The organism is Halorarum halophilum (assembly GCF_013401515.1).
GTDB classification, from domain to species: domain Archaea; phylum Halobacteriota; class Halobacteria; order Halobacteriales; family Haloferacaceae; genus Halorarum; species Halorarum halophilum.
The window spans coordinates 2,723,873-2,747,501 of sequence record NZ_CP058529.1 but is presented as its reverse complement, the minus strand read 5'-3'; the positions used below and the strand labels follow the sequence as shown (position 1 = coordinate 2,747,501).

At 69.6% G+C, this 23,629-nt stretch carries 25 protein-coding genes and 1 tRNA gene; 11 read left to right on the top strand and 15 right to left on the bottom strand.

Annotation, left to right across the window (positions count from 1 at the left end):
• The first annotated feature begins 177 nt into the window (after positions 1-177).
• From HUG10_RS13840 to gvpO, 4 genes are all read left to right on the top strand, one after another.
• Positions 178-2,055: an asparagine synthase-related protein gene (locus HUG10_RS13840; RefSeq protein WP_179170134.1), complete on the top strand. Its 1,878-nt coding sequence runs from the start codon at positions 178-180 to the stop codon at positions 2,053-2,055.
• A 56-nt stretch (positions 2,056-2,111) separates the two neighbouring features.
• The gene (locus HUG10_RS13835; RefSeq protein ID WP_179170133.1) at positions 2,112-3,773 is read left to right on the top strand and encodes an asparagine synthetase B family protein; all 1,662 of its coding nucleotides are present in this window, start codon (positions 2,112-2,114) and stop codon (positions 3,771-3,773) included.
• Between the two features lie 156 nt (positions 3,774-3,929).
• The gene (gene gvpA, locus HUG10_RS13830; RefSeq protein ID WP_179170132.1) at positions 3,930-4,187 is read left to right on the top strand and encodes a gas vesicle protein GvpA; all 258 of its coding nucleotides are present in this window, start codon (positions 3,930-3,932) and stop codon (positions 4,185-4,187) included.
• Between the two features lie 56 nt (positions 4,188-4,243).
• Entirely contained in the window at positions 4,244-4,927 is a 684-nt protein-coding gene (gene gvpO, locus HUG10_RS13825) for a gas vesicle protein GvpO, halophile-type (RefSeq protein ID WP_179170131.1), read from the top strand.
• Positions 4,928-5,128: 201 nt separating this feature from the next.
• On the opposite strand, the gene HUG10_RS13820 is transcribed toward gvpO, so the two are convergent.
• Entirely contained in the window at positions 5,129-5,353 is a 225-nt protein-coding gene (locus tag HUG10_RS13820) for a hypothetical protein (protein WP_179170130.1), read from the bottom strand.
• Positions 5,354-5,504: 151 nt separating this feature from the next.
• On the opposite strand from HUG10_RS13820, the gene HUG10_RS13815 reads away from it, so the two are divergent.
• Both HUG10_RS13815 and prs read left to right on the top strand, forming a co-directional pair.
• Entirely contained in the window at positions 5,505-6,350 is an 846-nt protein-coding gene (locus HUG10_RS13815) for an HVO_0234 family beta-propeller protein (protein WP_179170129.1), read from the top strand.
• A gap of 36 nt (positions 6,351-6,386) precedes the next feature.
• Positions 6,387-7,238, top strand: coding sequence for a ribose-phosphate diphosphokinase (gene prs, locus HUG10_RS13810; RefSeq protein WP_179170128.1), 852 nt, complete (start codon positions 6,387-6,389; stop codon positions 7,236-7,238).
• A gap of 57 nt (positions 7,239-7,295) precedes the next feature.
• Here the strand turns inward: prs and HUG10_RS13805 are convergent, their stop codons facing one another.
• Positions 7,296-7,541: a hypothetical protein gene (locus tag HUG10_RS13805; RefSeq protein WP_179170127.1), complete on the bottom strand. Its 246-nt coding sequence runs from the start codon at positions 7,539-7,541 to the stop codon at positions 7,296-7,298.
• 108 nt (positions 7,542-7,649) lie between these two features.
• Between HUG10_RS13805 and HUG10_RS13800 the strand changes: the two genes are divergently transcribed.
• A complete protein-coding gene (locus HUG10_RS13800) occupies positions 7,650-7,877 on the top strand; it encodes a DUF7860 family protein (RefSeq protein WP_179170126.1) in 228 nt (75 codons plus the stop codon).
• A 15-nt stretch (positions 7,878-7,892) separates the two neighbouring features.
• On the opposite strand, the gene HUG10_RS13795 is transcribed toward HUG10_RS13800, so the two are convergent.
• Complete coding sequence (locus tag HUG10_RS13795; RefSeq protein ID WP_179170125.1) at positions 7,893-8,273, bottom strand: DUF7344 domain-containing protein; 381 nt, start codon at positions 8,271-8,273, stop codon at positions 7,893-7,895.
• Positions 8,274-8,559: 286 nt separating this feature from the next.
• On the opposite strand from HUG10_RS13795, the gene HUG10_RS13790 reads away from it, so the two are divergent.
• The 3 genes from HUG10_RS13790 to HUG10_RS13780 all read left to right on the top strand — a co-directional run bounded on the left by HUG10_RS13790 (position 8,560) and on the right by HUG10_RS13780 (position 10,666).
• Positions 8,560-9,195: a uracil-DNA glycosylase family protein gene (locus HUG10_RS13790; RefSeq protein WP_246310144.1), complete on the top strand. Its 636-nt coding sequence runs from the start codon at positions 8,560-8,562 to the stop codon at positions 9,193-9,195.
• A 209-nt stretch (positions 9,196-9,404) separates the two neighbouring features.
• A complete protein-coding gene (locus HUG10_RS13785) occupies positions 9,405-9,824 on the top strand; it encodes an HIT family protein (RefSeq protein ID WP_179170124.1) in 420 nt (139 codons plus the stop codon).
• Between the two features lie 41 nt (positions 9,825-9,865).
• Positions 9,866-10,666: an AAA family ATPase gene (locus HUG10_RS13780; RefSeq protein ID WP_179170123.1), complete on the top strand. Its 801-nt coding sequence runs from the start codon at positions 9,866-9,868 to the stop codon at positions 10,664-10,666.
• A 76-nt stretch (positions 10,667-10,742) separates the two neighbouring features.
• Here the strand turns inward: HUG10_RS13780 and HUG10_RS13775 are convergent, their stop codons facing one another.
• Positions 10,743-11,258, bottom strand: a complete 516-nt coding sequence (locus HUG10_RS13775; protein ID WP_179171087.1) for a DUF7858 family protein — start codon at positions 11,256-11,258, stop codon at positions 10,743-10,745.
• 169 nt (positions 11,259-11,427) lie between these two features.
• On the opposite strand from HUG10_RS13775, the gene HUG10_RS13770 reads away from it, so the two are divergent.
• Complete coding sequence (locus HUG10_RS13770; protein WP_179170122.1) at positions 11,428-12,285, top strand: transcription initiation factor IIB; 858 nt, start codon at positions 11,428-11,430, stop codon at positions 12,283-12,285.
• Here the strand turns inward: HUG10_RS13770 and HUG10_RS13765 are convergent.
• The 11 genes from HUG10_RS13765 to HUG10_RS13715 all read right to left on the bottom strand — a co-directional run bounded on the left by HUG10_RS13765 (position 12,264) and on the right by HUG10_RS13715 (position 23,608).
• A complete protein-coding gene (locus HUG10_RS13765; RefSeq protein WP_179170121.1) occupies positions 12,264-12,917 on the bottom strand; it encodes a nucleotide-binding protein in 654 nt (217 codons plus the stop codon). The two genes, HUG10_RS13770 and HUG10_RS13765, sit on opposite strands and share 22 nt — an antisense overlap.
• On the bottom strand, positions 12,914-14,470 hold the full coding sequence (locus tag HUG10_RS21805; RefSeq protein ID WP_246310143.1) for a DUF7856 family protein: 1,557 nt from the start codon (positions 14,468-14,470) through the stop codon (positions 12,914-12,916). The genes HUG10_RS13765 and HUG10_RS21805 overlap by 4 nt, the downstream gene beginning before the upstream one ends.
• Positions 14,467-14,805, bottom strand: coding sequence for a DUF7855 family protein (locus tag HUG10_RS13755; protein WP_179170120.1), 339 nt, complete (start codon positions 14,803-14,805; stop codon positions 14,467-14,469). The genes HUG10_RS21805 and HUG10_RS13755 overlap by 4 nt, the downstream gene beginning before the upstream one ends.
• Before the next feature lie 62 nt (positions 14,806-14,867).
• Positions 14,868-15,488 carry a DUF7504 family protein gene (locus tag HUG10_RS13750; RefSeq protein WP_179170119.1) on the bottom strand — a complete coding sequence of 207 codons (621 nt, stop codon included), beginning with the start codon at positions 15,486-15,488 and terminating at the stop codon, positions 14,868-14,870.
• 65 nt (positions 15,489-15,553) lie between these two features.
• Positions 15,554-15,835 carry a DUF7854 family protein gene (locus tag HUG10_RS13745; protein WP_179170118.1) on the bottom strand — a complete coding sequence of 94 codons (282 nt, stop codon included), beginning with the start codon at positions 15,833-15,835 and terminating at the stop codon, positions 15,554-15,556.
• Positions 15,836-17,947 (bottom strand): minichromosome maintenance protein MCM, encoded by a 2,112-nt coding sequence (locus HUG10_RS13740; RefSeq protein ID WP_179170117.1) that lies wholly within the window; start codon positions 17,945-17,947, stop codon positions 15,836-15,838.
• Positions 17,948-18,072: 125 nt separating this feature from the next.
• Positions 18,073-18,145 (bottom strand) — tRNA-Pro (locus tag HUG10_RS13735).
• Positions 18,146-18,206: 61 nt separating this feature from the next.
• The gene (locus HUG10_RS13730) at positions 18,207-20,069 is read right to left on the bottom strand and encodes an SLC13 family permease (protein WP_246310142.1); all 1,863 of its coding nucleotides are present in this window, start codon (positions 20,067-20,069) and stop codon (positions 18,207-18,209) included.
• Positions 20,070-20,289: 220 nt separating this feature from the next.
• Positions 20,290-22,326 carry a DEAD/DEAH box helicase gene (locus HUG10_RS13725; RefSeq protein ID WP_179170116.1) on the bottom strand — a complete coding sequence of 679 codons (2,037 nt, stop codon included), beginning with the start codon at positions 22,324-22,326 and terminating at the stop codon, positions 20,290-20,292.
• Between the two features lie 184 nt (positions 22,327-22,510).
• Positions 22,511-23,065 (bottom strand): hypothetical protein, encoded by a 555-nt coding sequence (locus HUG10_RS13720; protein WP_179170115.1) that lies wholly within the window; start codon positions 23,063-23,065, stop codon positions 22,511-22,513.
• Between the two features lie 153 nt (positions 23,066-23,218).
• Positions 23,219-23,608, bottom strand: a complete 390-nt coding sequence (locus HUG10_RS13715) for a cupin domain-containing protein (protein WP_179170114.1) — start codon at positions 23,606-23,608, stop codon at positions 23,219-23,221.
• Positions 23,609-23,629 lie beyond the last annotated feature (21 nt).

Here is a 23,629-nt window from a genome sequence, read left to right as displayed (position 1 = left end):
CGCTCGGAGAGTTCAGCACGAAAACATTTAATCATAAAACGAATCCCTGCAATCAATTCGTCACCTACAAGAACGCGAGCGGGGATGATATGGTATGCACGTGGGAACGGGAGGCCACTGTGGAGTTCCTACTTCGGGAACGGGGGGACAGTCGGCAGAACGCGTGAAGTGGTCGCGATGGTAGGTATCTGCGGCCAGCTGGGCGGTGACCACGACGTCGACCCGCTGGCCGAGTGGATCGGCTGGCGCGACGACGAGCGGGCGGGCCGGTACGAGGACGGCGACGTGGCGCTGGCGACGTCGTTCCACGGGTTGCTCGCCGGCGATCAGCCGGTCACGGCCGCCGACGGCGACGTCTCGCTGTGGGTGTGGGGTGACGTCTACGGCCACGGGAGCGGTGACGACTACGCCCCGCGCCGAGGGCCGTCGGACGGGAGCGCGGCCTACTGCGCCGACCTCTACGACGAACACGGGACGTCGTTCGTCGAGGAGCTCAACGGCGACTTCGCGCTCGTGATCCACGACCGGGCGGCGGGGACCGTCTCGTTCGTGACCGACCGGCTGGCGACCAGGCCGATCTACCACGTCCGGGGCCGGGACGGGAGCCTCGTGTTCGCCTCGAACGCGCAGGCGCTCGCCCACCACCCCACCGTGGACGTAGCGTTCGACCTCGACTACCTCCAGGAGTACCTGACGCTCCGGCGCGTTCCCGGCGTGAAGACGCCCCTCGAAGGCGTCGAGGAGTTCCAGCCGGGCGCCGTGACGACCGTCGACCTCGACGACCGCTCGGTGTCGGTCGACCGCTACTGGCGCCCTACCTACCAGCCGGTCGACCGGCCGTTCTCGGAGTACCTCGAGGAGTTCACCGAGACGGTCGACGAGGTGATCTCGGAGTGGACGCGCGACGACCTCGACTACGGCCTGCTGCTGTCGGGCGGGGGCGACTCGCGGCTCGTGCAGGCGGCGCTCGACCAGCCCGTGACCACGTACCACTCCGCGAGCTGGATGAGCCGTGAGGCCCGCACCGCACGGCGGGCGGCCGAGACCCACGGCGACGAGTTCCGCCTCCTCAAGCGCGAGGAGGGGTTCGAACGGAGCGTCCTCGACCGGACCGCCCAGCTGTTGAACTTCAGCAGCTGGTTCGACCAGGCGGGCTTCCAGGCGTTCGAGTCGGAGATAACCGACGACGTCGACGTGCTGGTATCGGGGTTGAACGCCGACACCCTGTTCGCGGGCCATCACCTCCCGACCTGGAGCGTCTCGCTGGGGTCGGTCGGGAAGATCTCGTTCCCCGTCCAGAAGCCGGTCGAGACCCTCCGGGACTACGTCGAGGTGCAGGCCGAGAAGGCGCTCGAACCGGTGCCGTACCTGCGAACGTCCGGATCGATCGCGGATATCCTGGCGGCGAACATCAGCCGCGACGGCGACGGCATCGTCAACCACGGCGTCCGGTTCGGGTCGTTCCAGGACCTCCTCATGTACGGCGACTACGTCCCGATGAGCGCGAAGTCGAGCGCCGTCTTCTCGCGGAGCCTGATGCAACTGGCCCCGTACCGTTCGCCGTTCCTCGACAACCGGCTCCTCGACCTCCAGCAACAGGTTCCGATCCGCTACCAGCTGCGCCGGAACATGGTCAAGCAGGCGGTCGGGGTGTTCGACGAGGAGCTGGCGGACATCCCCCACGCCAGTACCGGCGTCTCGCTGGACCGTCCGTTCCTGGTCGACTTCATGGGGAAGAACCTCAACGGGCTACGCCGCAAACATATCTTCGAGGAGGAACCGCCCGAGTCCCACCTCGACCACGGCCCGTGGCCCGACCGGTCGGAGCTCATTCGGACACGACCGTTCATCCACGACGCCCTCGAGGATGGCGAGGAGCTGCTCGACGCGCTGCCGTTCCTCGACGGCGATGGCGCGATGGAGTGCTACCGCGAGCACCTCGATGGGGAGAACTACGCCCCGCAACTGTACTCGCTCGTGACGTTCCTCGAGATGCCGGTGACCGAACTGATCGCCCGGCGAACGGACGAGAGCGTCGCGACGGAACGGCAATGAGGTCCGGAGTGGAATCCGCGGCGGCCACCAGACCGCCGACTCCCGGGGGTAGCCACATGAACAAGGAGCTGTTCGGGGTGTTCGGCGGCATCGACGCCTTCCGCGCGCTCCGCGACGAGGCGGAGTTCGACGCCGTCCTCGAGGGCGAGGCGGTGACCGTCGGCGTGCGCGACAGCCATCTCGGCTACCCGGGACGGACCGACATCCATCGGGGCGAGAACGGTTTCTGCGTCATCTGGGGCGAGGCCCACGCGACGGCCGACGGCGGTCCGGCCGCGGAGCTCTACGACTCGTACCTCGAGGCGGGACGCGAGGGGCTCGCCGCGGCCAACGGCTCGTACGTCGCGGTGGTCGAACACGACGGGCAGGCGCTCGTGGCGACCGACGCCATCCGCTCGTGGGAGTGTTTCTATACGGACGTCGACGGCGTCCGGCTGTTCGGGACCGACCTCGCGACCGTCGCGAGCGTCCCGGCCGCGCTGCCGCTCGACGACCGGGCGCCGTTCGAGTTCCTCCACCTCGGGACGGTGCTCGGCGAGAAGACGCTGTTCGAGCCGGTTCGACGGATCCCGTTCGACGGCTACCTCGCCGCGGACGACGTGGGCGAACTCAGGCGGTTCGTCTACGAACCCCGGGAGTTCGACTACGCCGGCGAACTGTCCGACCGGCTCTGGCGAGCCATCCAGCGCCGGCGCTCGCTCCCCGACCGGAAGGGGATCCTGCTCTCGGCCGGTCAGGACTCCCGCTCGATGCTGGTCGGCGTGCCGGACATCACCCACAGCTACACCGTCGGCTGGGCGGATTCCCAGGAGGCGGCGGTGGCCCAGCAGCTCGCCACGCAGTACGGGCTCGCCCACGAGGTGCTGGCGCCCGACGCGCGCTATCTCGACGACAGAAAGGTGCTGTACTCGCAGGGGCTGCGCGAGTCGCTGCACATCCACCACGCCGGCTACGACGACGCGATCGACGCCGAGACGATCTACCACGGGCTGCTGTACGACACGCTGTTGAAGGGGTACTTCCTCGAACGTGACGGCGCCGAGCTGTTCGGGACGAAGGTGTCATTCCGGTCCGTCGACCCCGAGGTCGACCCGGTGTCGTCGCTGCTCGACACGCTGGGGTACCTGCCCGAGGGGAGCGCGCAGCTCGTCGACCGCGCGGGCGACCTGCTCAGCACGCGCGGCCTCGACGTCGGCGACGCCCCCGGCGACCCCGGCGAGTTCCTGGCCGACTCCCTCGGGGCCGAGTTCGACGCCAGCATGCGCCGCGCCGACTCGGTCCACAACGCGATGGACCTCCTCGTGTTGCGCAACCAGCCCACGCTCTCGTTCCGGCACCACCTCGCGGACAACTACGTCGAGGCGTTCGTCGCCGCCGACACGGAGATCGTCGACTGGCACTGCCGAACGCCGCCGAGCCACCGCCACCCCGAGACGGTACACGAGGCGCTCTCGAACCTCGACGACGCTATCTTCCGCCACCGGCCACCCAGCCGCCCGCGCCAGTCGAACATCCTGAGCCAGGCCGAACGGTTCGCGAGGCGGAAGCTCCCGCTGGTCCAGTCGGTCGAGCCGTCCTGGCCCGACCGCACGGCGGTCTACGACAAGTACGACCTCGACCGCCGGCTCTTCCCCGACGACGACGCGGTCTGGAAGCTCCCGACGCGATTGAAACTGCGGCTCGACGACCTCAGTTGGTGGCTCTCCATCCGGGAGTAGGCGGACGGGTCGCTCGGACGGACCGAAGGGCGAACGTCTCCGCGTTCAGCCGGTCGAATCGGCCGGCTGGGCCGCCCTCGACGGCGCTCGGCGATTTCCTGTGAGACAGACGGCAATAAGGCCTAAACCCGATGTCGACGAAATACAGCAAGCCCCATGGTAGAAACCGGACCGAACACGTCCAGTCTGGCCGACGTGCTCGACCGCGTACTCGACAAAGGCATCGTTATCGACATCTGGGCCCGCGTGTCCGTCGTCGGTATCGAACTGCTGACCGTCGAGGCGCGCGTCGTCGTCGCCTCCGTCGACACGTTCCTCCAGTACGCGAGTGAGATGGCGAAGATAGAACGCGCGGAGGCCTCCGGGGAACTGGAGGACCTCCAGGAACTCGAGGTCGAGACGTCCAGCGCCTGACGTGGAAGTCCGCGTTCGAACCGAATAATTGACCGACGACCCCGGAGAAAGGACCAATGGCGAACACACAGGATTCGGAGCAGTGTCGCGCCCTCACGGCGAACGGCGAGCGGTGCACCCGTTCCGCCGGCGAGGACGGCTTCTGCTTCCAGCACGACCCCGAGGACGAGACTGCCGACGACGCGGCCGGGAGCGGCGACGGCGCGGACGCCGCCCAGGCCGCGAACGAGCAGGGTGCAACGGCCACTGACGGCGGAACGAGCGCCGAGCAGGCCGAGAGTGAAGGCGACGACGGTGACGAAGGTGACGAGAACGCCGAGGAATCGGATGCCGGGGACGACGAGGAGGAGCAGTCGGACGCCGAGAGCGAGGGGGAAGACGAGGAAGCCGAGCAGGCCGACGACGAAGGCGACGAGGAGGATGAGACCGAGCAGACGGACGCCGAGGGCGACGGAACCGAGGGCGACATCTCGGGCGTGTTGGACGTCCGGACGCTCGCCGAGTCCGTCACCTCCGACGTCGTCGGCGCCCCCCTGGACCGGATCATCGAGATCGAACGGCAGGACGCGGAGGGCGAGGGCGGCTGGCTCGTCGTCGTCGAGGCGCTGGAACGGAAGGCGATCCCGGACACCGAGGACCTGCTCGGCCGGTACGCGATCCAGTTCGAGGAGGACGGCACCGTCGCCGGCTACCGGCTACGGGAGCGGTACCGACGCTCGGCCGAGATCAGCGACGAGTAGCGTCGCCAGGTCCCGACCCGGCCTCTCCGGGGACGTTTCGGATCCGGAACCCATTCGATTCTCGCGCTTGTTACACCCGCTCGTAGAACCGTCAGTGTCGACCTCGGAACTCGAATCTGCAGACTCTCGCGTCAAACCGACCCCGAGGGTCGGTCCGACCGGTTCCCGTTCGGAAAAATCGGCTGATCGCGCGCCGGACGACTACCGCAACCGCTTGCGGAGGTTGTTGAGGCTGACGCCGCCCTGGATGAGGTACGACGCCCCCTTGAAGCGCGGCGCGATCGTCGCGGCCCCGAACAGGAGGGCGGCCTCCTTCTTGTTCCCCTTCCGGAGCGCGTTGCCCGCCTGGACGAGGAGCGACGCCACGTTGAGTTTGGTCAGCGTGCTGCTCCGTTTGGACGGGCCGCCGCCCGATGACTTGCTCATGGACGGCGATTGACGGTCCGGTTGCAAGAACGCGGGGGTTGCCAATACAAGTCGGCCCCCCGTCGGCGACGAGGACCGCCGGGGGCCCCGGGACGTCGGACCCCACCGCTTATCGGTGAGACCGACGCACTCGACCCACGAGGGAACACGAATGCCCACCATCGACGAAAAGCGCGTGTACGACGCCAGGACCGGGACGACGCGGGCGCTCGTCGCCTCGACCATCGGCGTCGTGCGCGTCGAGGTCTCCGACGACATCGTGGGCGAGTTCGGCATCGAACACCGCTGTACCGCCCGCGACCTCGCGACCGCCGGTGACGCGCTCGCGGTCGCGACCGACGAGGACGTGCTGGTCGGCGGGTTCGAGCCGACCGACCACGGCCCGGCCGTCGCGGTCGGCGTCGACGGCGACGCGACGTTCGCGGCAGCCCCGGACGGCACCGTCTCGCGGCTCGTCCGGGGTGCCGACGAGTGGGAGGCGCTCGGCGAGGTCGAGGAACCCCGCCGGATGGCCGGGTCGCTCGTCGCCGCGGCCGACGGCGTCCACCGCGTTCGCGGCGGCGTGGTCGAGTACGTCGGGCTGGACGACGTCCGCGACGTCGCGGCCGGCGGCGTCCCGCTGGCGGTGACCGGGGAGGCGCTGTACACGCTCGGCAACGGCTGGATGCGCGACCTCCAGGGCGACTTCCGCGCGGTAGCGACCGACGCCGCGGGCGAGCGTGCGGTCGCCGCGACCCCGGAGGAGGTGTACGAGCGCGCGGACGACGGGGTCGAGTGGGACGCGCACCCCGAAGCCGGCGTCGTCGACGCCGCGGTCGCGTCGGAGTTGCTCGTCGCCGTCACCGACGGCGGGGAGATCCGGGTCCACGCGGCCGGAGCCGAACCGGGGGACGGGGGCGCCGACGCTGGTAGTCCCTGGCGCGGCCGACACATCGGCGTCCCGGACGGGGCGGCGGTCGTCCTGCCGGGTTCGGGGTCGACCGACGGCGGGGAGTAGGAACCGGTTTGTACCCGGGGACGGATACTCCCGCGTATGTTCGTACCCGGGTCCGCCTCGCAGTCGCTGGCGGCCGCGCTCGCCGACGAGACGGGCCGGCCGCTCGCGACCCCGGAGTACCGGTGGTTCCCCGACGGCGAGGAATGCGCCTCGGTGCCCGAGTTCGCGGGTGGCGAGGCGGTCGTCGTCGCCGCGACCGTCTCGAACGACGCGCTCGTGGAACTGCTCCAGTTGCAGGACGCGGTCCGGGGGGCCGGCGCCGAGGCGGTGACGACGGTGATCCCGTACATGGGGTACGCCCGACAGGACCGGGCGTTCGAACCCGGCGAGCCCGTCTCGGCACGGGCGGTCGCCCGCGCCGTCTCCACCGGGACCGACCGGGTCGTGCTCGTGAACCCCCACGAGGCCGGGGTGGCGGAGTTCTTCGACGTCGAGACGGTCGTCGTCGACGCGGCGGCGCGGCTGGCCGACCCGCTTCCGGACGACCTGGCCGACCCGCTGTTCCTCGGGCCGGACGAGAGCGCCCGGGGCATCGCGGCGACGGCACGGGACGCCTACGGTCGCGGCGCGGTGGACCACTTCGAGAAGGAGCGCGACTACGACACCGGCGAGGTGACCGTCCGGCCGAGCGACGCCGACGCCGCCGGACGGGACGTGGTGGTCGTCGACGACATCATCGCTACCGGGTCGACGATGAGCGAGGCCGTGGCGGCGCTCCACGAGCGCGGCCCCGAGCGGGTGTTCATCGCCTGCGTCCACCCGATGCTGGTCGGGAACGCGCGGACGAAGCTCGCGGCCGCGGGCGTCGAGCGCGTGTTCGGCACCGACACCGTCGAGCGGGAGGCGAGCGCGGTGTCGGTCGCGCCGGCCGTCGCCGACGTGCTGTAAATCGGAGCCACGTCCGGGACGGTTCGGATCCCGATCCGGGTTCGAGACGGGAACCGGTTACTTCGTCAGGTACGCGCGGGTCTTCGGGAGGAACACCTCGTAGCCGCAGAGGTACAGTCCCCAGACGAGCGCGAGTAGCCCGAGAACGAAGTGGACGGCGGCGTACTCCGTGTGGCCCGCGGCGAACTCGACCTGTCCCACGTGCTCGAAGTAGACCCCGAGTCCTGTCAGACCGACGGTGCCGACGGCGGAGAGGAGCCACGCGCCGAAGGCCCAGACGACGTCGAAGAGGTGTTCCGGCATGGCCGTGGGAAGCGCGTGGTTACTTCTGACCCTTTCGGTCGACGCCCGGGCGACCGCCGGACGGTTCCGGACCGAAAAGCACACGGTCGCGTGTCGGTCACCGCCGGTATGGGCCGATACGGCGACATCGATTACGCGCGGCTGACGAAGGGCGGCGTCGCGGTCAGCGTGGCCGCGTTCGCGCTCGCGTTCCTCGTCCAGGCCGGCGCGCACGCGACGGGTGCCGCGCTCCCCGGCTGGGAGGCGACGCTGCTGACGGACGTGGAGTACCTGAGCATCCTGGGCGTCGTCGTCTCCGTGTTCGGCTTCGGTATCCTGCTCCCGCTGACGGAGTGACCGCGACCGGTGCCGTCACCGTGACGTCGCCGACGCGCCGGAGTCGAGGGCGCAGTCCAGACACCGTTCGACCACCGGGTGACCGCGATAGCGGATGCTCCCGCTCCTGGCGTCGTACTCGACGAGTCCCGCCCCGGCCAGCCTCGGGACTGTCGCGTGGTGGAGGCGAACGGCCAGTTGCCCGCGGTCGCGGCCGTCGGGGTCGGCGTCCCGTTCCGCGACGTGCGTCGTGAGCGTCTCGAACGAGACGGCGTCGTCCTCGGACTCCCGGAGGTAGCTCAGCGCGGCGCGGCGGTCGCGGTCCGCCAGCACCTCGAACACCGTATCCGGGGACAAAGTGGGTTCGTAAACGCGTTCGGTCGCCCCGCTCATCTCCCTCGCCTGTCTGTACTCCATGTCGGGACACTACGGTTCTCGGGTATCTCTCAACGGAGTTGTACCACAGAGAGATAATAAGTACTAGTGCGTTCTTATTACTAGTTGAAACCGCGGTGGTTCCCAGTTCGTCCGATTCGCCGACCGTCGACGCGTCCCTGCCGGTGGCATGGATCGGCGTCCCGTCTACGGAGGTGACCGGACACGAACCCATCCGCGCAGTGATTACCCGCCGGCGCCAACGCGAGCACGAACAGATGCGAGCGAAAACCGGACGACGGAGTCGGACGTTGGTCGGTGAACGGCTGTGACGGAGGCACCCGACGATATCCACCACCCCGACCCCGACGACCGCCTGGTCCTCGAACCCGACTGCGGGCGCTGTCCCGCGCTCGTCGAGTCGCGGACGTGCATCTCGTGGGGGAACGGCCCGCGCGACGCGGACGTGCTGGTCGTCGGCGAGGCGCCGGGCGCCGGGGATCCGGACGCCGGAACGTGGAAGGGCGGGAACCACACGGGCTGTGCGTACACGTCGCGCCACTCGGGCCGGCGGATCAGGCGCCTGCTGGCCGACCTGGGGTACGCCGACCGGACGTTCTACACGAACGCGGTGAAGTGCTTTCCAGCGGGCGAGGACGGGAGCAACCGCGAACCGACGGACGCGGAGCTCTCGAACTGCCGGGGCCACCTCGAATCTGAACTCGACGTCGTCGACCCGGCGGTCGTCGTCGCCACCGGGAAGCACGCGACCGAGACGCTCCTGGCGTTCGAGGGTCGGGCACTCGACGGCTTCCTCGACTCGGTCTGCGAGCCCGTCGACCTCCCCGACCTCTGCGTCACGCTCCTCCCCGTCCTCCACCCGAGCTACCAGGAGGTGTGGCTCTCGCGGCTCGACCTGACCGAAGCGGAGTACCGAGAGCGGATCGCCGCCCACCTCCCCTGACGAAAGCCCCCACTGCGACCACCGACGACGGCTGACCATCGCCGCGAACCAGATAGACGGATTCCCGAATACGCGTCCGAATCCCCGAGCCGTGACGACCGTCCGACCACGAGGTGGGAATGGACGGGGCCGCGGTCTGCGCGAACCCCGAGGCCTGTCGGATCGGAACTGCCCGTAGATTCAAGCGCCAGCCGACGCATCGAACCACCATGAGCGAGGACTGCATCTTCTGCAGCATCGTCGCGGGGGACATCCCCGGACGGATCGTCGACGAGAACGACGACGCCATCGCGTTCCTCGACGCGAACCCGATGGCGCCGGGCCACACACTCGTCGTCCCGAAGGCGCACCACGTCCGCGTCGCCGACATGTCCGCCGAGGAGTCCCGCGCGTTGTTCGACCTCGTCCACGAGCTCGCGCCGCGCATCGAGGATGCCGTCGACGCCGACGCCCACACCATCGCCGTCAACGACGGTCCCGACGCGGGCCAGGAGGTCCCGCACGTCCACGTCCACGTTGTCCCGCGGTTCGCCGACGACGGCGGCGGACCTATCCACGGCGTCGCCGGAACTCCGCCGTCGCTCTCGGACGACGAACTCGACGACATCGCCGAGTCGATTTCGGGGTAGGACACCGAAATTTTATCTCGAAAGGGCGGACCAGAGGGGGTATGACCCGAACCATCGCGCTCGTCGGCGTCGCCGGCGGCGTCGGCACCACGCGAACCGCGGTCGAGTGTGCGGCGACGCTGGCGCGCGACGGTCGGGACGTCGCCGTCCTCGACGCCGCCTACGCCACCCAGGGCCTCTCCGAGTTCGTCGCCGGGCGGATCGACCCCGACCTCACGGGGCTGTGTCTCGCGCCCGGGCGGCCGCTGGAGGACGGCCTGTACGACCTCCCGCTCGACGAACCCGGGACCGACGATCCCGAGCGCGACGACCGGGGAACGGCCGTCGCCCCAGGACGCGTCGCGCTGGCGCCCGCGCTCGCCCCGTTCGAGCGCCTGGCGCGCGCGAAGACGATCGAGGCCGCCGAGGCGTTCGAGGACCGCGTCGCCGAGGCCGCGGGGGAGTTCGACCACGTCATCCTCGATACCCCGCCGGTCGCGGCGAACCAGCACCTCGCGGCCGTCGACGCCGCGGACCGGGTCGTACTCGTCGCGTCGGGGTCCGAACACGGCGTGGACGCGCGCCGACGGATGATCGACCGCCTCGCGGACGTGGGTGCCGCCCCCGAACACACGGTGGCAGTTGGCGAACCGATCCCGTCTGGCGACGCGACGCTCCCGCGACTCGACGCCGCTCCGGCCGACGGAGCGCGGTGTCCCCGCGACGAAGCGGTCGGGGCCGACACCGCGGCGGCCGTGGAGGCGCTGTTCGGCGTCGAGCTGGACCTGACGTTCGAACCCGCCGGGGCACTCGACAGACTTCGCGAGGGGGTCGGCGGGATACGCGGTCGTGCGGAGGAGTAGCGTGGGAACCCGGCGGTCACGACCGGACCGGAACCGAAAACGGGGACCGCGGTGGAGGGCCTGCGGTCAGCGGAGGTTAGCGGAGGTCGGCGGCGCCGGTCATCGTCCCCGCGAGCGCGTCGCGCTTGTCGACGCTCGCGTTGCCGGTGGGACGGCGAGCAGACTCGGCGATCTCGACAAGTTCGGGGACCGGTTCGTGTGTCTCGACGTAGGCGGCGAGCGCGAACGATGCGCCCTCGCCGCCCGTCAGTTCCAGCGCGTCGGCGCGTGAGATCTCGCCGGCCAGCCAGTCGCGGACCACGCGACGAGCCGTCGGCGCCAGCGGCGAGACGCCGGGGACGCCACACCGGTGGAGCGCCTTCGCGGCGGTCATCGGAGCGATCCCGGCCTCGCGGGCACACTCGCCCACGCTCACGCCGCGGCCGTGCTGGTCGAGCACCGTCGCGGTCGCGGCAGGCGTACAGGGAAGCGTTTCGGCGTGGTCGGCGAGCCGATCCCGGAGGTCGCCGCCGGTGTCGTCCACGGTGGCGACGCCGCGGTCGCGCTGCTCGAGGGTCACCTCGATCTCCGCGGCGATGTCCGACAGCGCCATACTCGTCCCTTTCCCGTCATCCATTATAAATTCATTCATGGGAGTGGAAAATCAATTTCGCTGACGTGGCGTAACGTACCGATTACCGGTACGTTCTCGCGGCGGTTTCAGGCCCGTTTCCGCCGGTTCGGCCCTGCTTTAAGTAAGGGATCGGGCGCAACTTCCGAGTATGAGCACGCAAACGACTGCCTGTCCCGAGTGCGAGGGACGACTGCGCGTGAACGGCGACGAGACGGTGTGCGGCGACTGCGGCCTGGTCGTCTCCGCGGACCGCCTCGACCGCGGGCCGGAGTGGCGGAGCTTCTCCGACGACGATACCGATCCCCGACGGACCGGCGCCCCGTTGACCAGGTCCCGACACGATCGCGGCCTCTCGACCGAGATCGGGCACACGCGCGTCACGGGTCGTAAGCGGAAACAGTGGGCACGGATGCGTCGCCAGCACACACGGGCGCGCATCTCGACCAAGCGGGAGCGCAACCAGGTGTACGGCTTCACCGAGATCCGGCGGCTGACGAGCGCCCAGTCGCTCGGCGACCGCATCCGCGACCAGGCCTGCACGCTGTTCGGTTCCGCACAGGAGGAGAACCTCCTGCGCGGGCGATCGATCGAGGGGTTCGCGGCCGCGACGGTGTACGCCGCCTGCCGGGTCGCCGGCATCTCGCGGACCCGCGGCGAGCTCCTCGACGACGCGAAGGCGGACGCGGCGGAGCTCCGCGCCGCCTACGACGCGCTCAACCGCGAACTCGGGCTCCCGGTCGGTCCTATCGACCCCGCGGAGTACCTGCCGCGGTTCGCGTCGGAACTCGACCTCGACCCCGTAATCGAACGCGGTGCCAGGGAGTACCTGGAGACCGCTCGCGAGGCGGGGATCACCAACGGACGGAATCCCAGCGGCGTCGCGGCCGCGTGCCTGTACGCCGCGGCTGCGGACGAGGGGGTGAACTGCACGCAGGCCGCCGCGGCCGACGTGGCGGGCGTGACGCCGGTCACCCTCAGGAACAGCTACGGAGACTTGCAGGACTGAACCTCGGCGGCGAGTGCTTCCACGGCCCGGGCGCCCGCGCTGTCCGGCGACGTGTCCACGACCGGCTCCTCGGCCCCGACCGACCGTCCGAGCCGCGGGTCCGCCGGCACCGAAACCACGGGAGCGCCCAGCGTGCGCTCCACGGCGGCGGTCGGCGGGTCGTTGAGGAGGCGGTTGAGCGCGACCGCGACGAGCCCCGCGTCGAGTTCGCGCGCGAGGCCGCGGGCGCGGACGGCGTCCGCCAGCGCCCAGGCGCGCGGCGACGCCACGACGATGCAGGCGTCGGCGACGGCGAGCGGGACGCCCGCGTCGGCGCGAAGCCCCGCCGGACAGTCGACGAGGACGTCGCGGCCCGGTGACCGGACGACCCCCTCGAGCCGGCCGACGTCGGCCGCCCGCGCGCCCGCGAGCGACCGGCCACACGGCAGGAGGTCGACCGGTCCGGGACGGAGCGCCTCCGCCGGGTCGGCTCGACCGGCGAGCACGTCGTGCAGGTCGGGGCCCCGTCCCCACGGCAGGTCCGCCATCGCGAGGTCGGCGTCGACCACGACGGCGTCGAGCGCGGCGCCGAGGTTGTACGCGAGCGTCGACTTCCCGACCCCGCCCTTCCCCCCCGTCACCGCGAGGATCACGCCAGCCTCCGGAGCGCGTCCGCGGGCACATTGGTTGCTTCGGCACGCGAAGCCAGCGTTCCGGCGCGCTCCGACAGGACCCGGAGCGTCTCTGCGTCCTCGTCCACCACCTCGGCGAGGACGTCGGGCGCGACGTCGCACTCGGCGAGCGCGTCCGTCGCCTCGGGGACGGAGGCGTCGGTCAGCCGCTCCGCGAGTTCGATCCGCCGGGTGGCGTGGTCGAGATATGCCGCGACATCGTCCGGAAGTGCCGTATTCCAAGGCCTGCTCGGGGAGTCGGCGGTCGACCCGGTAGAACTCGACTCGCCTATCGGGTCGACCGGCCCGTCGGTCGCCGTACCGAGCGGAACTGCGTCGCGCGGCGGCCGGAAGGGTCCGAGATCGCGCCGGGCGCGCGCCACCGCATCGTCCCGGCGTTCGTCCGGGTCGCCGACCTCCGCGAGTTCGGCGGGCGGGTCGACCGCCTCGCGTCCGCCGAGCGGACACGCGTAGCCGAGCGCCGCGGAGTCCCCGGCGTCGACGATCGCCGTCACGCCGTCGTCGTCCCAGCCGGCCTCGGGGACCCCGTTCCTGCGCGGCGGGAGGACGGGGCCGGCCAGGCGGTTCGCCACCCGGACCCGCCGGGCGACCGGCGTCGGGTTCCGAACGTGGATGGTGACAAGCGCGACGCCGGCGCGGACCTCCGCGTCGGCGACGAGGGCGACGGACATGGGGACTCTGGTCCCGGCTTCGCGGTTAAAGTTGGACGACTGTGACGCCCAGCCGCGTCGTCGCCTCGGCGGGACCGCCGAACCGGGCGGCTCCGGCTCCGAGTACGACGGGAGCATCGCGGTCGGCGACGGCGACTGCCGCGAGGTGACCGGTGACCGCGTCGCCGGCGTACTCGGACGGCCCCGTTCCCGGTCGCGCCTCGCCCGCGAGTGGTCGACGGCGGCGGCGAACGCGGGGTAGATCCGGCGGGCGAGTTCCCGTCCGGCCTCGCTCCGTCGGTTCGACAGTTCGTCGCGGAGCCGGAGCGTCCGCCTGCTCGCTGATCGGCGGGCACGGGCGCGCTCGCTCGCCGCTGCGAGCGCCTGTTCCGCGGCGACGCGGTCCGTCTCCGCCGCGGCGAGCTCCCGCGCAGCGTCCCGGTGTTCCCGCTCGGGCACGGCCGCCTCCCCGCCGGCCTCCCGAACCGCCTGGAGTCGCCCGCGGGCCGTCGCGACCCGCTCGCGGAGGCGTTCGACGTCGGCCGCCGCGTTCGCGGCCCGTTCGCGCGCCGCCGCGAGGTCGGGGACGTCCGGCGCGTCGACCGGGTCGGTCGAAGCCGCGGCGGCGAGTTCTCGCCGGATCGTCGCGATTCGATCGTCCTGTGGCGCGTCGTGGCCGCGGGTTCTGGCGGCGCTCGCGAGTGCTCGGTGGAGCGAGGGCGGCGAGTCGGACACGACCGCGAGCGGGTCGTCCGGGTCGAGGTCGAGCGCACGGCGGACCCGCGTCGGGTCGACGTCCGGGTGGCCCCAGCGAAGGTCGACGGCGCGACTGCGGTAGGTCCGGCCGTCGAGGCGGATCCTCACAGGTCGGTCCCGGCCATCGCGTCCGGGTCGGGGTGGTCAGTCCCCGCGGCGAACTTGGCGTACGGCGTGCTGGCCCGATCGCGACCCTCGTACGCGGTCGCCGCCTCCCTGATCGCGGGGCGGACGGCGGCGAACTCGTTGAACGTGGTCGTCCGCTCGACCTGCACGTCCGCCCCGTGTTTCTCCCTGAGCCGGCAGGCGAGGAAGGCGCCGAGTTCGGTCTCCGCGAGTAGGGCGGCGCGACCGAACCGGTCGCGAACGGCGTCCTCGTGGGTTCGACAGGCGTTCCGGAGGGTCGTCCGCGCCCCGGCGGAGTAGGCGACGACGAGCACCATGCTTACGGCTGTTTCGTGATCGAAAGTAAACCTGTCATCGGCACCGCGCGAACGGGGCGTCGCTACCGGCTACGGACGGTGACGTCGTCGCCGTCGAGTTCGACGACCGCGTCGAACAGGGAGACGATCGTCTCCACCGTCCTGTCGTCGTGGGCCGTGGGGTCCATGTGGAAGTGCGCGAACGCGCCGACGGCGGCGAACCGCCCGGTGAGCACGTGGAGGAACTGGTAGGCCGTCTCCAGTTCGACGTACTGCAGCAACGCGGTGAGCGAGTCGAAGCAGACGACCGTGCGGGCCTCGTTACCCTGCCAGCGCTTGAGGTACTCGGTGATGCGGATGCCGAGGCCGGTGAGGTCGTTGGGGCTCGTGATCGTCTCCCCGACGGCGTCCGGCCCCCCGCCGGTGCCGGTCGTCGCGGCCGCCGAGCGGGCGGCGTCGTCCACGCTGATGATGCCCACGTTCCGCGGTGCGCTCGCGGAGCGGGCGCGGAACCGGCGAACCTGCTTGTCGGGCGACTTGGTGTACGACACCCACAGGGCGTTCTGTCCGTCCGCCTCCTCCGGCAGGAGGAGGTCGGCACACGTCTCGCCCTCGTGGTCCGAGAACGACGGCGAGAGCAGGAGTACCGTGGCTGCATCGCCGAGTTGGCCCGTGACGTCCTGCTCTAGTTCGTGTTCGTTCACTTTCGTAACCTCGCTACTCTGTAACTTACTTGGGAGGGGGTGTGATAAAGCGTTTGCTCCGATTCTCACTCGATCGGAACCACGTCCACGTCCGCCGGTTCCCGGTCCGTGAGTGCCCCGACGCGCTCGCGCGCTTCCGCCGGCGACTCGGCGACAACGACCGTTCCGTCTCCCCGTTCGGTCCCGTCGGTCGCGCGATAGGCCCGCTTCCCGGGCGCCTCGAACTCGGTCGCGAACGTCCGGAGGACGGTGTTCACGCGGCGCTCGGTCTCCGCGAGATCCGCCTCGCCCGCCTCGAACGCCCTGAGGGCGTCCTCGACGTTCCGGATGGCGGAGATGCGGTCCATCTACGTCGTCCTGATGTAACCGTTCTGGGGCTCGTACACCTCCCCCTTGCGGCGGAGGCTCTCGATCTCCTGCTCGGCCTTGTCGGGGTCCATGCCGACCTCGTCGGCCCGTTCGAGGATCTTCTCGACCGGCGCGCCGGGCTCGTCGTCGTACTCGTCGGCGATGGTGGTGATGAGCTCCTTGATGTTCTTGATGCGGTCGCGCTGGGACTTCGAGGTGCCCGTCTCGACCACGTCGGCGTCGAACTGGCCCGTTTCGGGGTCGACACCGATGTCCTGGAGGCACGAGCGGACGATGTCGATGACGCGCTCCGCATCCTCGAGGTCGACCGTGTCCGAGAGCCGGACGCGCGCGCTCGCCTCCGAGAGCCGGACGAGCGCCTCCAGCTTCCGGGCGGTGACCGGGACGGGCGCGTCCTCGTCCGCGCCCTTCGAGCGGAGGTCGACGTAGAAGTCGCGGATGGCCTCCTTCGCCTCGTCGGTCATCGTCGGGTAGCAGTTGCGCTTCGAGAACGCGATGTACTTCCTGAGCACCTCCGCCTCGATGACCGGGGCGACCTCCTCGGTGACGTTCTCGATCTCCTCGGAGGTGTACTCCGAGTTCGTCACCTTCTCGCGCTGGGTGTTCAGTTCGCCCGCGTAGTTCGTGGTGATGATGTGCTCGGCCAGTTTCGCGTCGTGATCGGGGTCGGGCTGGTCGGTAACGGTGAAGATGAGGTCGAACCGGGAGATGAGCGCCGGTTCGAGGTCGATCTGCTCGCCGATGGGCTCGTACTGGTCGAACCGGCCGTACTTGGGGTTCGCCGCGCCGAGCAGCGAACACCGGCTCTTGAGCGTCGCGTTGATGCCGGCCTTGGAGACGGAGATCTGCTGCTGTTCGAGCCCCTCGTGCATCGCGGACCGGTCCTCCGGGCGCATCTTGTCGAGCTCGTCCACCGCCGCGATACCCTTGTCGGCGAGCACGAGCGCGCCGGCCTCGAGCGTCCACTGCTGGCCGTCGCCGAAGTCGTCGCGCACGGCCGCGGCCGTGAGACCGGCCGAGGAGGAACCCTTGCCGGAGGTGTACACCGAGCGCGGGGCGATGTGGCGGATGTACGAGAGCATCTGGGACTTCCCGGTACCGGGGTCCCCGATGAGGAGCATGTGGAGGTCGCCGCGGATGCGCGAGCCGTCCGGGAGGTGCTTCGTGACGCCCGAGAACAGCTGGAGGATCATCGCGAGCTTCTCCTCCTCGTAGCCGTAGATGGAGGGCGCGATGGAGCCGACCATGTCCTCATAGATGGTCTCGCGGTTGGAGAGCTCGTAGATCTCCTTCTTGTCCTCCTCGGTGATGTCCATGTCCTCGAACTCCTCGTCCTCGATGACGATCGAGACGCCGTCCATGTAGAGGTCGAAGATGTTCGTCTTCTCCTGGCCGGAGGTGACCTGCTCGATGTGGAGCACGCCCACGGTGACTACGTGGTCCCCCGGGGTCACCTTCCCGCAGATGTCGTCCTCGAGGTTCACGTCGATGCTCTGGGGCGTCTCGCCCCCGCGCAGCCCCTCGGGCGACTCCTGGATCCGGAGCTTCTGGGAGTCGATGAACTCGGACTGGTCGTGGTTCACCCGGAACGGCCCCTGGCGCTCGCAGCCCTGGCACTCGTGGGGCTCCTGGAATCCGGAGTCGGCCTGCGGGATGTACGTCATCGTCCCGCACCGCTGGCACTCGAACGCCGCCTCGGTCACCTTCGGGCGCACGTCGGTCGCCTTCCGAACGATACCCTGGACGGCGACCATCGAGCCGATGTGGTCATCCTGCACCCGGATGTTCCGGATGTCGATCGTGCGCTCGCGCGGCAGGCCGCGCATCCGGACGTGGGCCTGCCCGAGCGAGATGTCGACCGGGAGGTCGTACGTGCGGAGCGCCTCCTCGGCGACGCGGCTCATGTCCTCGGGGTGCTGGAGGTAGCGCTCGGCGAGGTCGGGGTCGAACGTGTAGAGGTCGTCGAACTCGACGTGGAGCGAGCGTTGCTCCTTCGGGTACCGCTGGGCGAGCGAGGCGATCTCGTCGCCGTAGTACGTGCGGTAGAAACTCAGGAACTGGTCGAGTTCCTGGCGCTCCATCTGACTCATTAGAACGTTGTTACTGGCTCATCAGGTAAGAAGTGTCGCCTTCCACCGGAACTGAAGGGGGGTTCGAGAGCGTCGTTAGCGATCGATTTACGCGGCTCGCGATGGGTTGTAATGGGTCGAAGGAGTGGGACCGCCCGGATTCGAACCGGGGTCACGGGCACCCAAGGCCCGAAGTATACCAAGCTAACCCACGGTCCCGTAGCCGAACCAAGAGCCGAATCGTGGTAAAGCGTTTCGTTCTCACCGGCGGCCGGCGACGCTACAGCCCCAGCCCGAAGAAGAAGTCCACGCCGATCGTCGTCACCACGGCGAAGATCGCCTGCAGCGGGCCGCCGACGCGGATGTAGTCGGTGAACTTGTACCCGCCTGGGCCGTACACGAACAGGTTCGTCTGGTAGCCGACCGGCGTCATGAACGCCGTGCTGGCCGCGAAGGTGACCGCCATCGCGAACGCGAGGGGGTTCGCACCGAGCGTGCCCGCCGCCTCGATGGCGACGGGGATCATCAGCACGACGCTCGCGTTGTTCGAGACGACGTTCGTGAGCAGCGCCGTGACGACGTAGAAGGTGCCGAGCAGGAGCAGCGGCGGGAGCACGTCGCCGGCGGCGACGACCGCGTCCGCGAGCAGGCCCGCCGCGCCCGAGGACTCCATGGCGATGCCGAGCGGGATGACGCCCGCGAGCAGGAAGATGACGTCCCACTGCACGGCGTCGTACACCTCCGGCGGGCGGAGACAGCCGGTGAGCACCATCGCCAGCGCGCCCGCGAGCGCCGAGACGACGATGGGCATCACGCCGAGCGCGGCGAGCGCGACGACGAGGCCGACGATGCCGACCGCGACGGGCGTCTTCGACTCCCGGTAGTCGTGCTGTTCGATCTCTTGGGCGACGATGAAGTTCCGGTTCGCGTCGAGCCGTTCGAGCGACACGGCAGACGCCTGCACGAGCAGCGTGTCGCCGACCCGCAGGGGGACGTCGTCCATCCGCTGGCGGATGAGTTCGCCGCCGCGCCGGAACGCGAGCACCGTCGCGTCGTAGCGCTGGCGGAAGCTCGCGGTCGCGAGCGACTCGCCGACGAGCGAGGAGCCCGGCGCGATGACGACCTCGACGAGGTTCTTGGGCCCCTCGGCGGCCTCGAGTTCGTCCTCGTCGACGGTCGCCTCGGGGACGAGGTCGAGCCCCTCGACGTCGAGCAGTTCGACCAGCGTGTCCCGGTCGGTGCGGACGGCGAACACGTCGCCCGCCTGGATCTCCTTCTGCCCGAGCGGTTCGAGGAACACCCGCTTGTCCCGGATGAGCTGGACGAGGTCGACGTCGAACGGGGTGTCCTCGAGGGCGTTCTCGACGCGCTGGCCGATCAGCGGGGAGTCCGGGCGGACGACGACCTCCGTGAGGTAGTCGGCCATCTCGAACTCCTCGGTCAGGTCGGCGCGGGGCTCGATGCGCGCCGGGGTGAGCCAGCGGCCGATCGTGAGCAGGTAGATCGACCCGATGATCAGCAGGACGGCGCCGAGCGGGAGGAACTCGAACATGCGGAACTCGCGGGCGACCGCCTCGGGCGCCAGCCTCGAGTACAGGTCCGAGGCGAGGATGTTCGTCGAGGTGCCGATGAGCGTGAGCGTCCCGCCGACCATCGAGGCGTACGACAGCGGGAGCAGGAGTTTCGACGGCGAGGTCCGCCCCCGGTCGGCGAGGTCGGTCACCATCGGGAGGAGGATGGCGACCGCGGCGGTGTTGTTGATGAGGCCCGAGATGGGGCCGACGAGGCCGATAGTCGCCCCGAGCTGTTTCGTCTCGTCCCCCTGAGTGATCCTGGAGATGAACGCGCCGAGCCGCTGGACGATTCCGGTCCGACGGACGCCCTCGCTGAGGACGAACATCGCCAGCACGGTCAGCGTCGCCGCGTTCGCGAACCCGGAGAGCCCCTGGTCGACCGAGACGAGTTCGACCGGGCCCGCGAGGAGGCCGGCCCCGACGAGCGTCCGGGAGACGGGCCCGACGAGCAACAGCGTGACCAGCAACCCGAGCGCGGTGATGTCCACCGGAACCGGCTCCGCGGCGAACAGCACCAGCACGGCGACCACGATGGCGAAGACCAGCAGCACTTCGGGGGCGACCGGCACGGTCCCCAGGTCGCCTGCAGCGGTCAAAAGGGTAGGGGATACGGCCGTCGGGCCGAACGGCGGTCGGGACTGGGACGTTCGCCGACGGGGGTGTGGGCGCTACGCTCGGGAGAGTCCGGCACCCATGGCGAGCCCGATCCCGATGCCGACGGCGATGTACTCGGGGTGGCCGTCGTCCGGTTCCCCGTCGTCATCGACCGCATCGTCCGTGCGCACGGGACTACAGCTCCTCGTCCGCCAGTTCCATGTCGGCGACGATGTCGTACGGCGTCGCGTCCCGGCGGATGCCGTCGAGGATGCGGAACGCGTCGTCGGGCGCGAGGAAGTGGCGCGTCACGGCCCGGCCGAGCGGCGTCGGCGAGAGCCCGTCGATGAACTCCCACTCAAGCAGTTTGCCGACCGCGTAGGTCGTCGGCACGTCGCCGAGCATCCGGTCGTTCAGCGCCTTCGCCCGCTTGCCGGCGACGACGATGTTCGCCAGCGTCTCCTCGGCGGCGGTCGACTCGTCGTACACCGTCCGCACGTCCTCCATCTCGCCCTTGAGGAGCGTGAACGCCACCTCGTCCTCGGTCATCTCCATCGAGTTGTGGTAGACGGCGTCCGGCTCGACGAGCGTGTAGACGGTGCCCTCGTCGTGGTAGTCGGGGCGGCCCGCGCGGCCGAGCATCTGCTCGAACTCCTGGACGGAGAGCCACTCGATCCCCATCGCTAGCGTGTCGAAGATCACCTGCGAGGCCGGGAAGTCGACCCCGGCGGCGAGCGCGGCGGTCGTCACCACGGCCGCGAGGTCCTGGTTCCCGAACTTGCGCTCGACCGTCTTGCGGCGCTTGTAGTCCAGGCCGGCGTGGTACGGGGCCGAGGAGTACTCCAGTTTCCGGGAGATCTCGTGGCACCGCCGGCGGGAGTTCGTGAAGATGATGGTCTGCCCGCGGTAGCCCTTCGAGGACTCGCTGTCGAACGCCCGCTTCACGAGGCGGTTCTCGATCCCCAGTTTCTCGCGGGAGTCGGCGAAGGTGACGTGGCGTTCGATGGGCACCGGGCGCTCCTCGAACTCGATGAGCGTCGCGCCGAGGTTCTCCGCGAGCCACTCCGGGTTGCCGACGGTCGCCGAGAGGTACACCCACTGGGCGGGCGAGTTCCGCCGCTCGGTGTAGTGTTTCAGGCGGCTGATCATCCCGTCGAGGCGGTGGCCCCGACCCTCCTCCTTCAGGGTGTGGACCTCGTCGATGACCACGGTGCCGATGTCGCCCATGTCCTTGCCCGTCCGGAGCGCGTGGTCGATTCCCTCGTAGGTGCCGACGATGACGTCCGCGTTCGGGTCGAACCGGTTCCCGTCGTCGTTGATGCGGGAGGCGCCGACGCGGATGGTCACGTCGAGCACGTCGCCGTATCGGTCCTCGAAGTCCTCGTGCTTCTGGTTCGCGAGCGCGACGAGGGGGACCAGGAAGAGCATCTTCCCGTTCCCGTTCAGCGCGTTGTTGACCCCGGCGAGTTCGCCGACCAGGGTCTTGCCCGTCGCCGTCGCGCTCACGACGAGCTGGTCGTCGCCGTCGAACAGGCCGTTGCGCACGGAGAGGCTCTGGACCGGCAGGAGCTCCTCGAACCGGTTCTCCGCCCGGTCCTGCAGCCCGGGGTGGAGGTTCAGCTCGTCCACCCTGACCGGGTCGACCTCGTCGACGGTCGCGGAGATGGTGTCGAACTTCGTTAGATCCGGGTCGAGGTTCCCCTGGAGGAGGTTGGTGATGCGGTCGAGGTCGCCGACCTCGAGCAGGAGCTCCTCCAGCCGGTCCTGCGCGGCGCCGGTGAACTGGCCCTTGTAGGAGAGTTCGCGTTCGAGCTCCTGGGTCGCACAGTCGGGGCAGATGTAGTCGCGGTCGGCCTTCACCGCGGTCTCCTCGGTGATGGGCGAGTAGCGTCCCGCGTTCGCGCAGTAGCGGCAGGTGCGCACCTGCACGGCCTCCAGCTGGTAGGCGTCGAGCATGTCGACGAGCCGGTCGCGGGCGGTCCGGGAGGTCTGCTCGGAGATGCGGATGCGCTCGGCCGAGCGGGCGAGGTCGACGAACTGGTCGGGCTGGCGGGGCTCCTCGCCGCCGCCGCGCTTCACGCGGAAGCGGCGGGGGCGCGGCCCGGCGTCGGTCTCCTTCAGTTCGAGGACGCCGTGGAGCACGCGCTCGCCGTCCTTTCGAACGGCTACGGCGTACTCGTCGTCGCGCTGGTGGAGGAACAGCGTCTCGACCTGGGGGAGTTGTTCGGACACGTGATTGGGGATTGTAGGTGGAAGCGGTATTTCAGGGGTTCGCCTTCTTCTCGGGAGTTCTTTCGTGTATTTCCTGAATTGGTGGGTTTCGTCGTGTTGTCTAGACTCATGGGAACGACTCGAGAGCCGCGGAGGCTTTCGAGGTCAGCGCCGCGCTAGTACCCCCTCCATCGGGCGTACAGAATCACGCCGTCGACCCACACTGCACCAGCAGTTTCCGGTCGCTGTCCCGGGGGTCCATCGGCTCGATGTCCGTCTGGTGCCGGTAGACGAGCTCGGGATCGACGTAGTAGTTCGCGACGTATTTGATGTCCCCCACCGCCGTCTCAGTGCCGTCGGCGTCCGTCGTGAACATGACCTGGACGTTGCTCGATGCCACGTACCCGTCCCCCGCCTCGGAGCCTTCGAACCCGCCCTGTATCTCGACGTCGACACTCGTACTCACCAACTCGTCGATGGCTCGGTTCCGTCCGAACGTCGTTTCGAACTCGGAGAGGTACGTAGCCACGGAATCGGCTGAGAGCGTGCCCGGTTTCTTCGGATATTCGCTCGGCTCCGGGTCCGTCCCTTCCGGCGGAGACGGTCGGAAGACGGCCCCCGGTTCACAGGTCGCCCCTGACGACGAGGACGTGACCCGTGAGGCCTCGTCCGTGGAGGACACGGTCGACGGCGCTCCGACGTCCGAACAGCCGGGGAGGGCGAGGACGCCGACCATCGCCAGGAGACGTCGTCGGTTCATGCAACGAATCGAGATATCCCGACGATAGGTTTTGTGGCACTCCACGAACACGGTGGCTCGGTTACGCTCGCGTTCGGGGAGCGTTTCACACCACGCGCAGGGGTACAGTCGAAGCGTGCACCCCCGGTCGGGGAACGAATCCGAAACCTGCACCTACTCCGAATCCACCACGCGGATCGTATCGTCGCCGTTCGGGACGACGCAGATGAACGACGCCTCCTCGCCGGAGTCGTTCTCGTACCAGTGGTGGATTCCCGCCGGGATGAGCATCGAGTCGCCTGCGGACACTTCGTACGTCTCGTCCTCCAGACCCACCGTGTATCGACCGGACAGCACGTACTGCTCGTGTTCGACCTCGTTCGTGTGCTCGGGCACCGACGCGCCCGCGTCGAGGACGAACCGGCGCATCGCGAAGTGGGGGGCGCCGTCCGACTCGTCGACGAGGACGCCCTTGGACATCCCCTCCCCCGCGTCGACCGCCGCGTACTCTATCTCCGATCCCCGCTTCACGACCGGTTCGGGTGTGGGCTTCGAATCCGCCATACGCGCCCTTGGCGCCGCCCC

What these genes read in the sequence shown, in the direction of transcription:
- gvpO (WP_179170131.1), top strand. Translation starts at nt 4,244, where the DNA reads ATGGCGAACACACAGGATTCGGAGCAGTGTCGCGCCCTCACGGCGAAC.
- gvpA (WP_179170132.1), top strand. Translation starts at nt 3,930, where the DNA reads ATGGTAGAAACCGGACCGAACACGTCCAGTCTGGCCGACGTGCTCGAC.
- HUG10_RS13785 (WP_179170124.1), top strand. Translation starts at nt 9,405, where the DNA reads ATGAGCGAGGACTGCATCTTCTGCAGCATCGTCGCGGGGGACATCCCC.
- HUG10_RS13835 (WP_179170133.1), top strand. Translation starts at nt 2,112, where the DNA reads ATGAACAAGGAGCTGTTCGGGGTGTTCGGCGGCATCGACGCCTTCCGC.
- HUG10_RS13715 (WP_179170114.1), bottom strand. Translation starts at nt 23,608, where the DNA reads ATGGCGGATTCGAAGCCCACACCCGAACCGGTCGTGAAGCGGGGATCG.
- HUG10_RS13805 (WP_179170127.1), bottom strand. Translation starts at nt 7,541, where the DNA reads ATGCCGGAACACCTCTTCGACGTCGTCTGGGCCTTCGGCGCGTGGCTC.
- HUG10_RS13745 (WP_179170118.1), bottom strand. Translation starts at nt 15,835, where the DNA reads ATGGACCGCATCTCCGCCATCCGGAACGTCGAGGACGCCCTCAGGGCG.
- HUG10_RS13740 (WP_179170117.1), bottom strand. Translation starts at nt 17,947, where the DNA reads ATGAGTCAGATGGAGCGCCAGGAACTCGACCAGTTCCTGAGTTTCTAC.
- HUG10_RS13770 (WP_179170122.1), top strand. Translation starts at nt 11,428, where the DNA reads ATGAGCACGCAAACGACTGCCTGTCCCGAGTGCGAGGGACGACTGCGC.
- HUG10_RS13780 (WP_179170123.1), top strand. Translation starts at nt 9,866, where the DNA reads ATGACCCGAACCATCGCGCTCGTCGGCGTCGCCGGCGGCGTCGGCACC.
- HUG10_RS13720 (WP_179170115.1), bottom strand. Translation starts at nt 23,065, where the DNA reads ATGAACCGACGACGTCTCCTGGCGATGGTCGGCGTCCTCGCCCTCCCC.
- HUG10_RS13795 (WP_179170125.1), bottom strand. Translation starts at nt 8,273, where the DNA reads ATGGAGTACAGACAGGCGAGGGAGATGAGCGGGGCGACCGAACGCGTT.
- HUG10_RS13775 (WP_179171087.1), bottom strand. Translation starts at nt 11,258, where the DNA reads ATGGCGCTGTCGGACATCGCCGCGGAGATCGAGGTGACCCTCGAGCAG.
- HUG10_RS13755 (WP_179170120.1), bottom strand. Translation starts at nt 14,805, where the DNA reads ATGGTGCTCGTCGTCGCCTACTCCGCCGGGGCGCGGACGACCCTCCGG.
- HUG10_RS13820 (WP_179170130.1), bottom strand. Translation starts at nt 5,353, where the DNA reads ATGAGCAAGTCATCGGGCGGCGGCCCGTCCAAACGGAGCAGCACGCTG.
- prs (WP_179170128.1), top strand. Translation starts at nt 6,387, where the DNA reads ATGTTCGTACCCGGGTCCGCCTCGCAGTCGCTGGCGGCCGCGCTCGCC.
- HUG10_RS13815 (WP_179170129.1), top strand. Translation starts at nt 5,505, where the DNA reads ATGCCCACCATCGACGAAAAGCGCGTGTACGACGCCAGGACCGGGACG.
- HUG10_RS13840 (WP_179170134.1), top strand. Translation starts at nt 178, where the DNA reads ATGGTAGGTATCTGCGGCCAGCTGGGCGGTGACCACGACGTCGACCCG.
- HUG10_RS13800 (WP_179170126.1), top strand. Translation starts at nt 7,650, where the DNA reads ATGGGCCGATACGGCGACATCGATTACGCGCGGCTGACGAAGGGCGGC.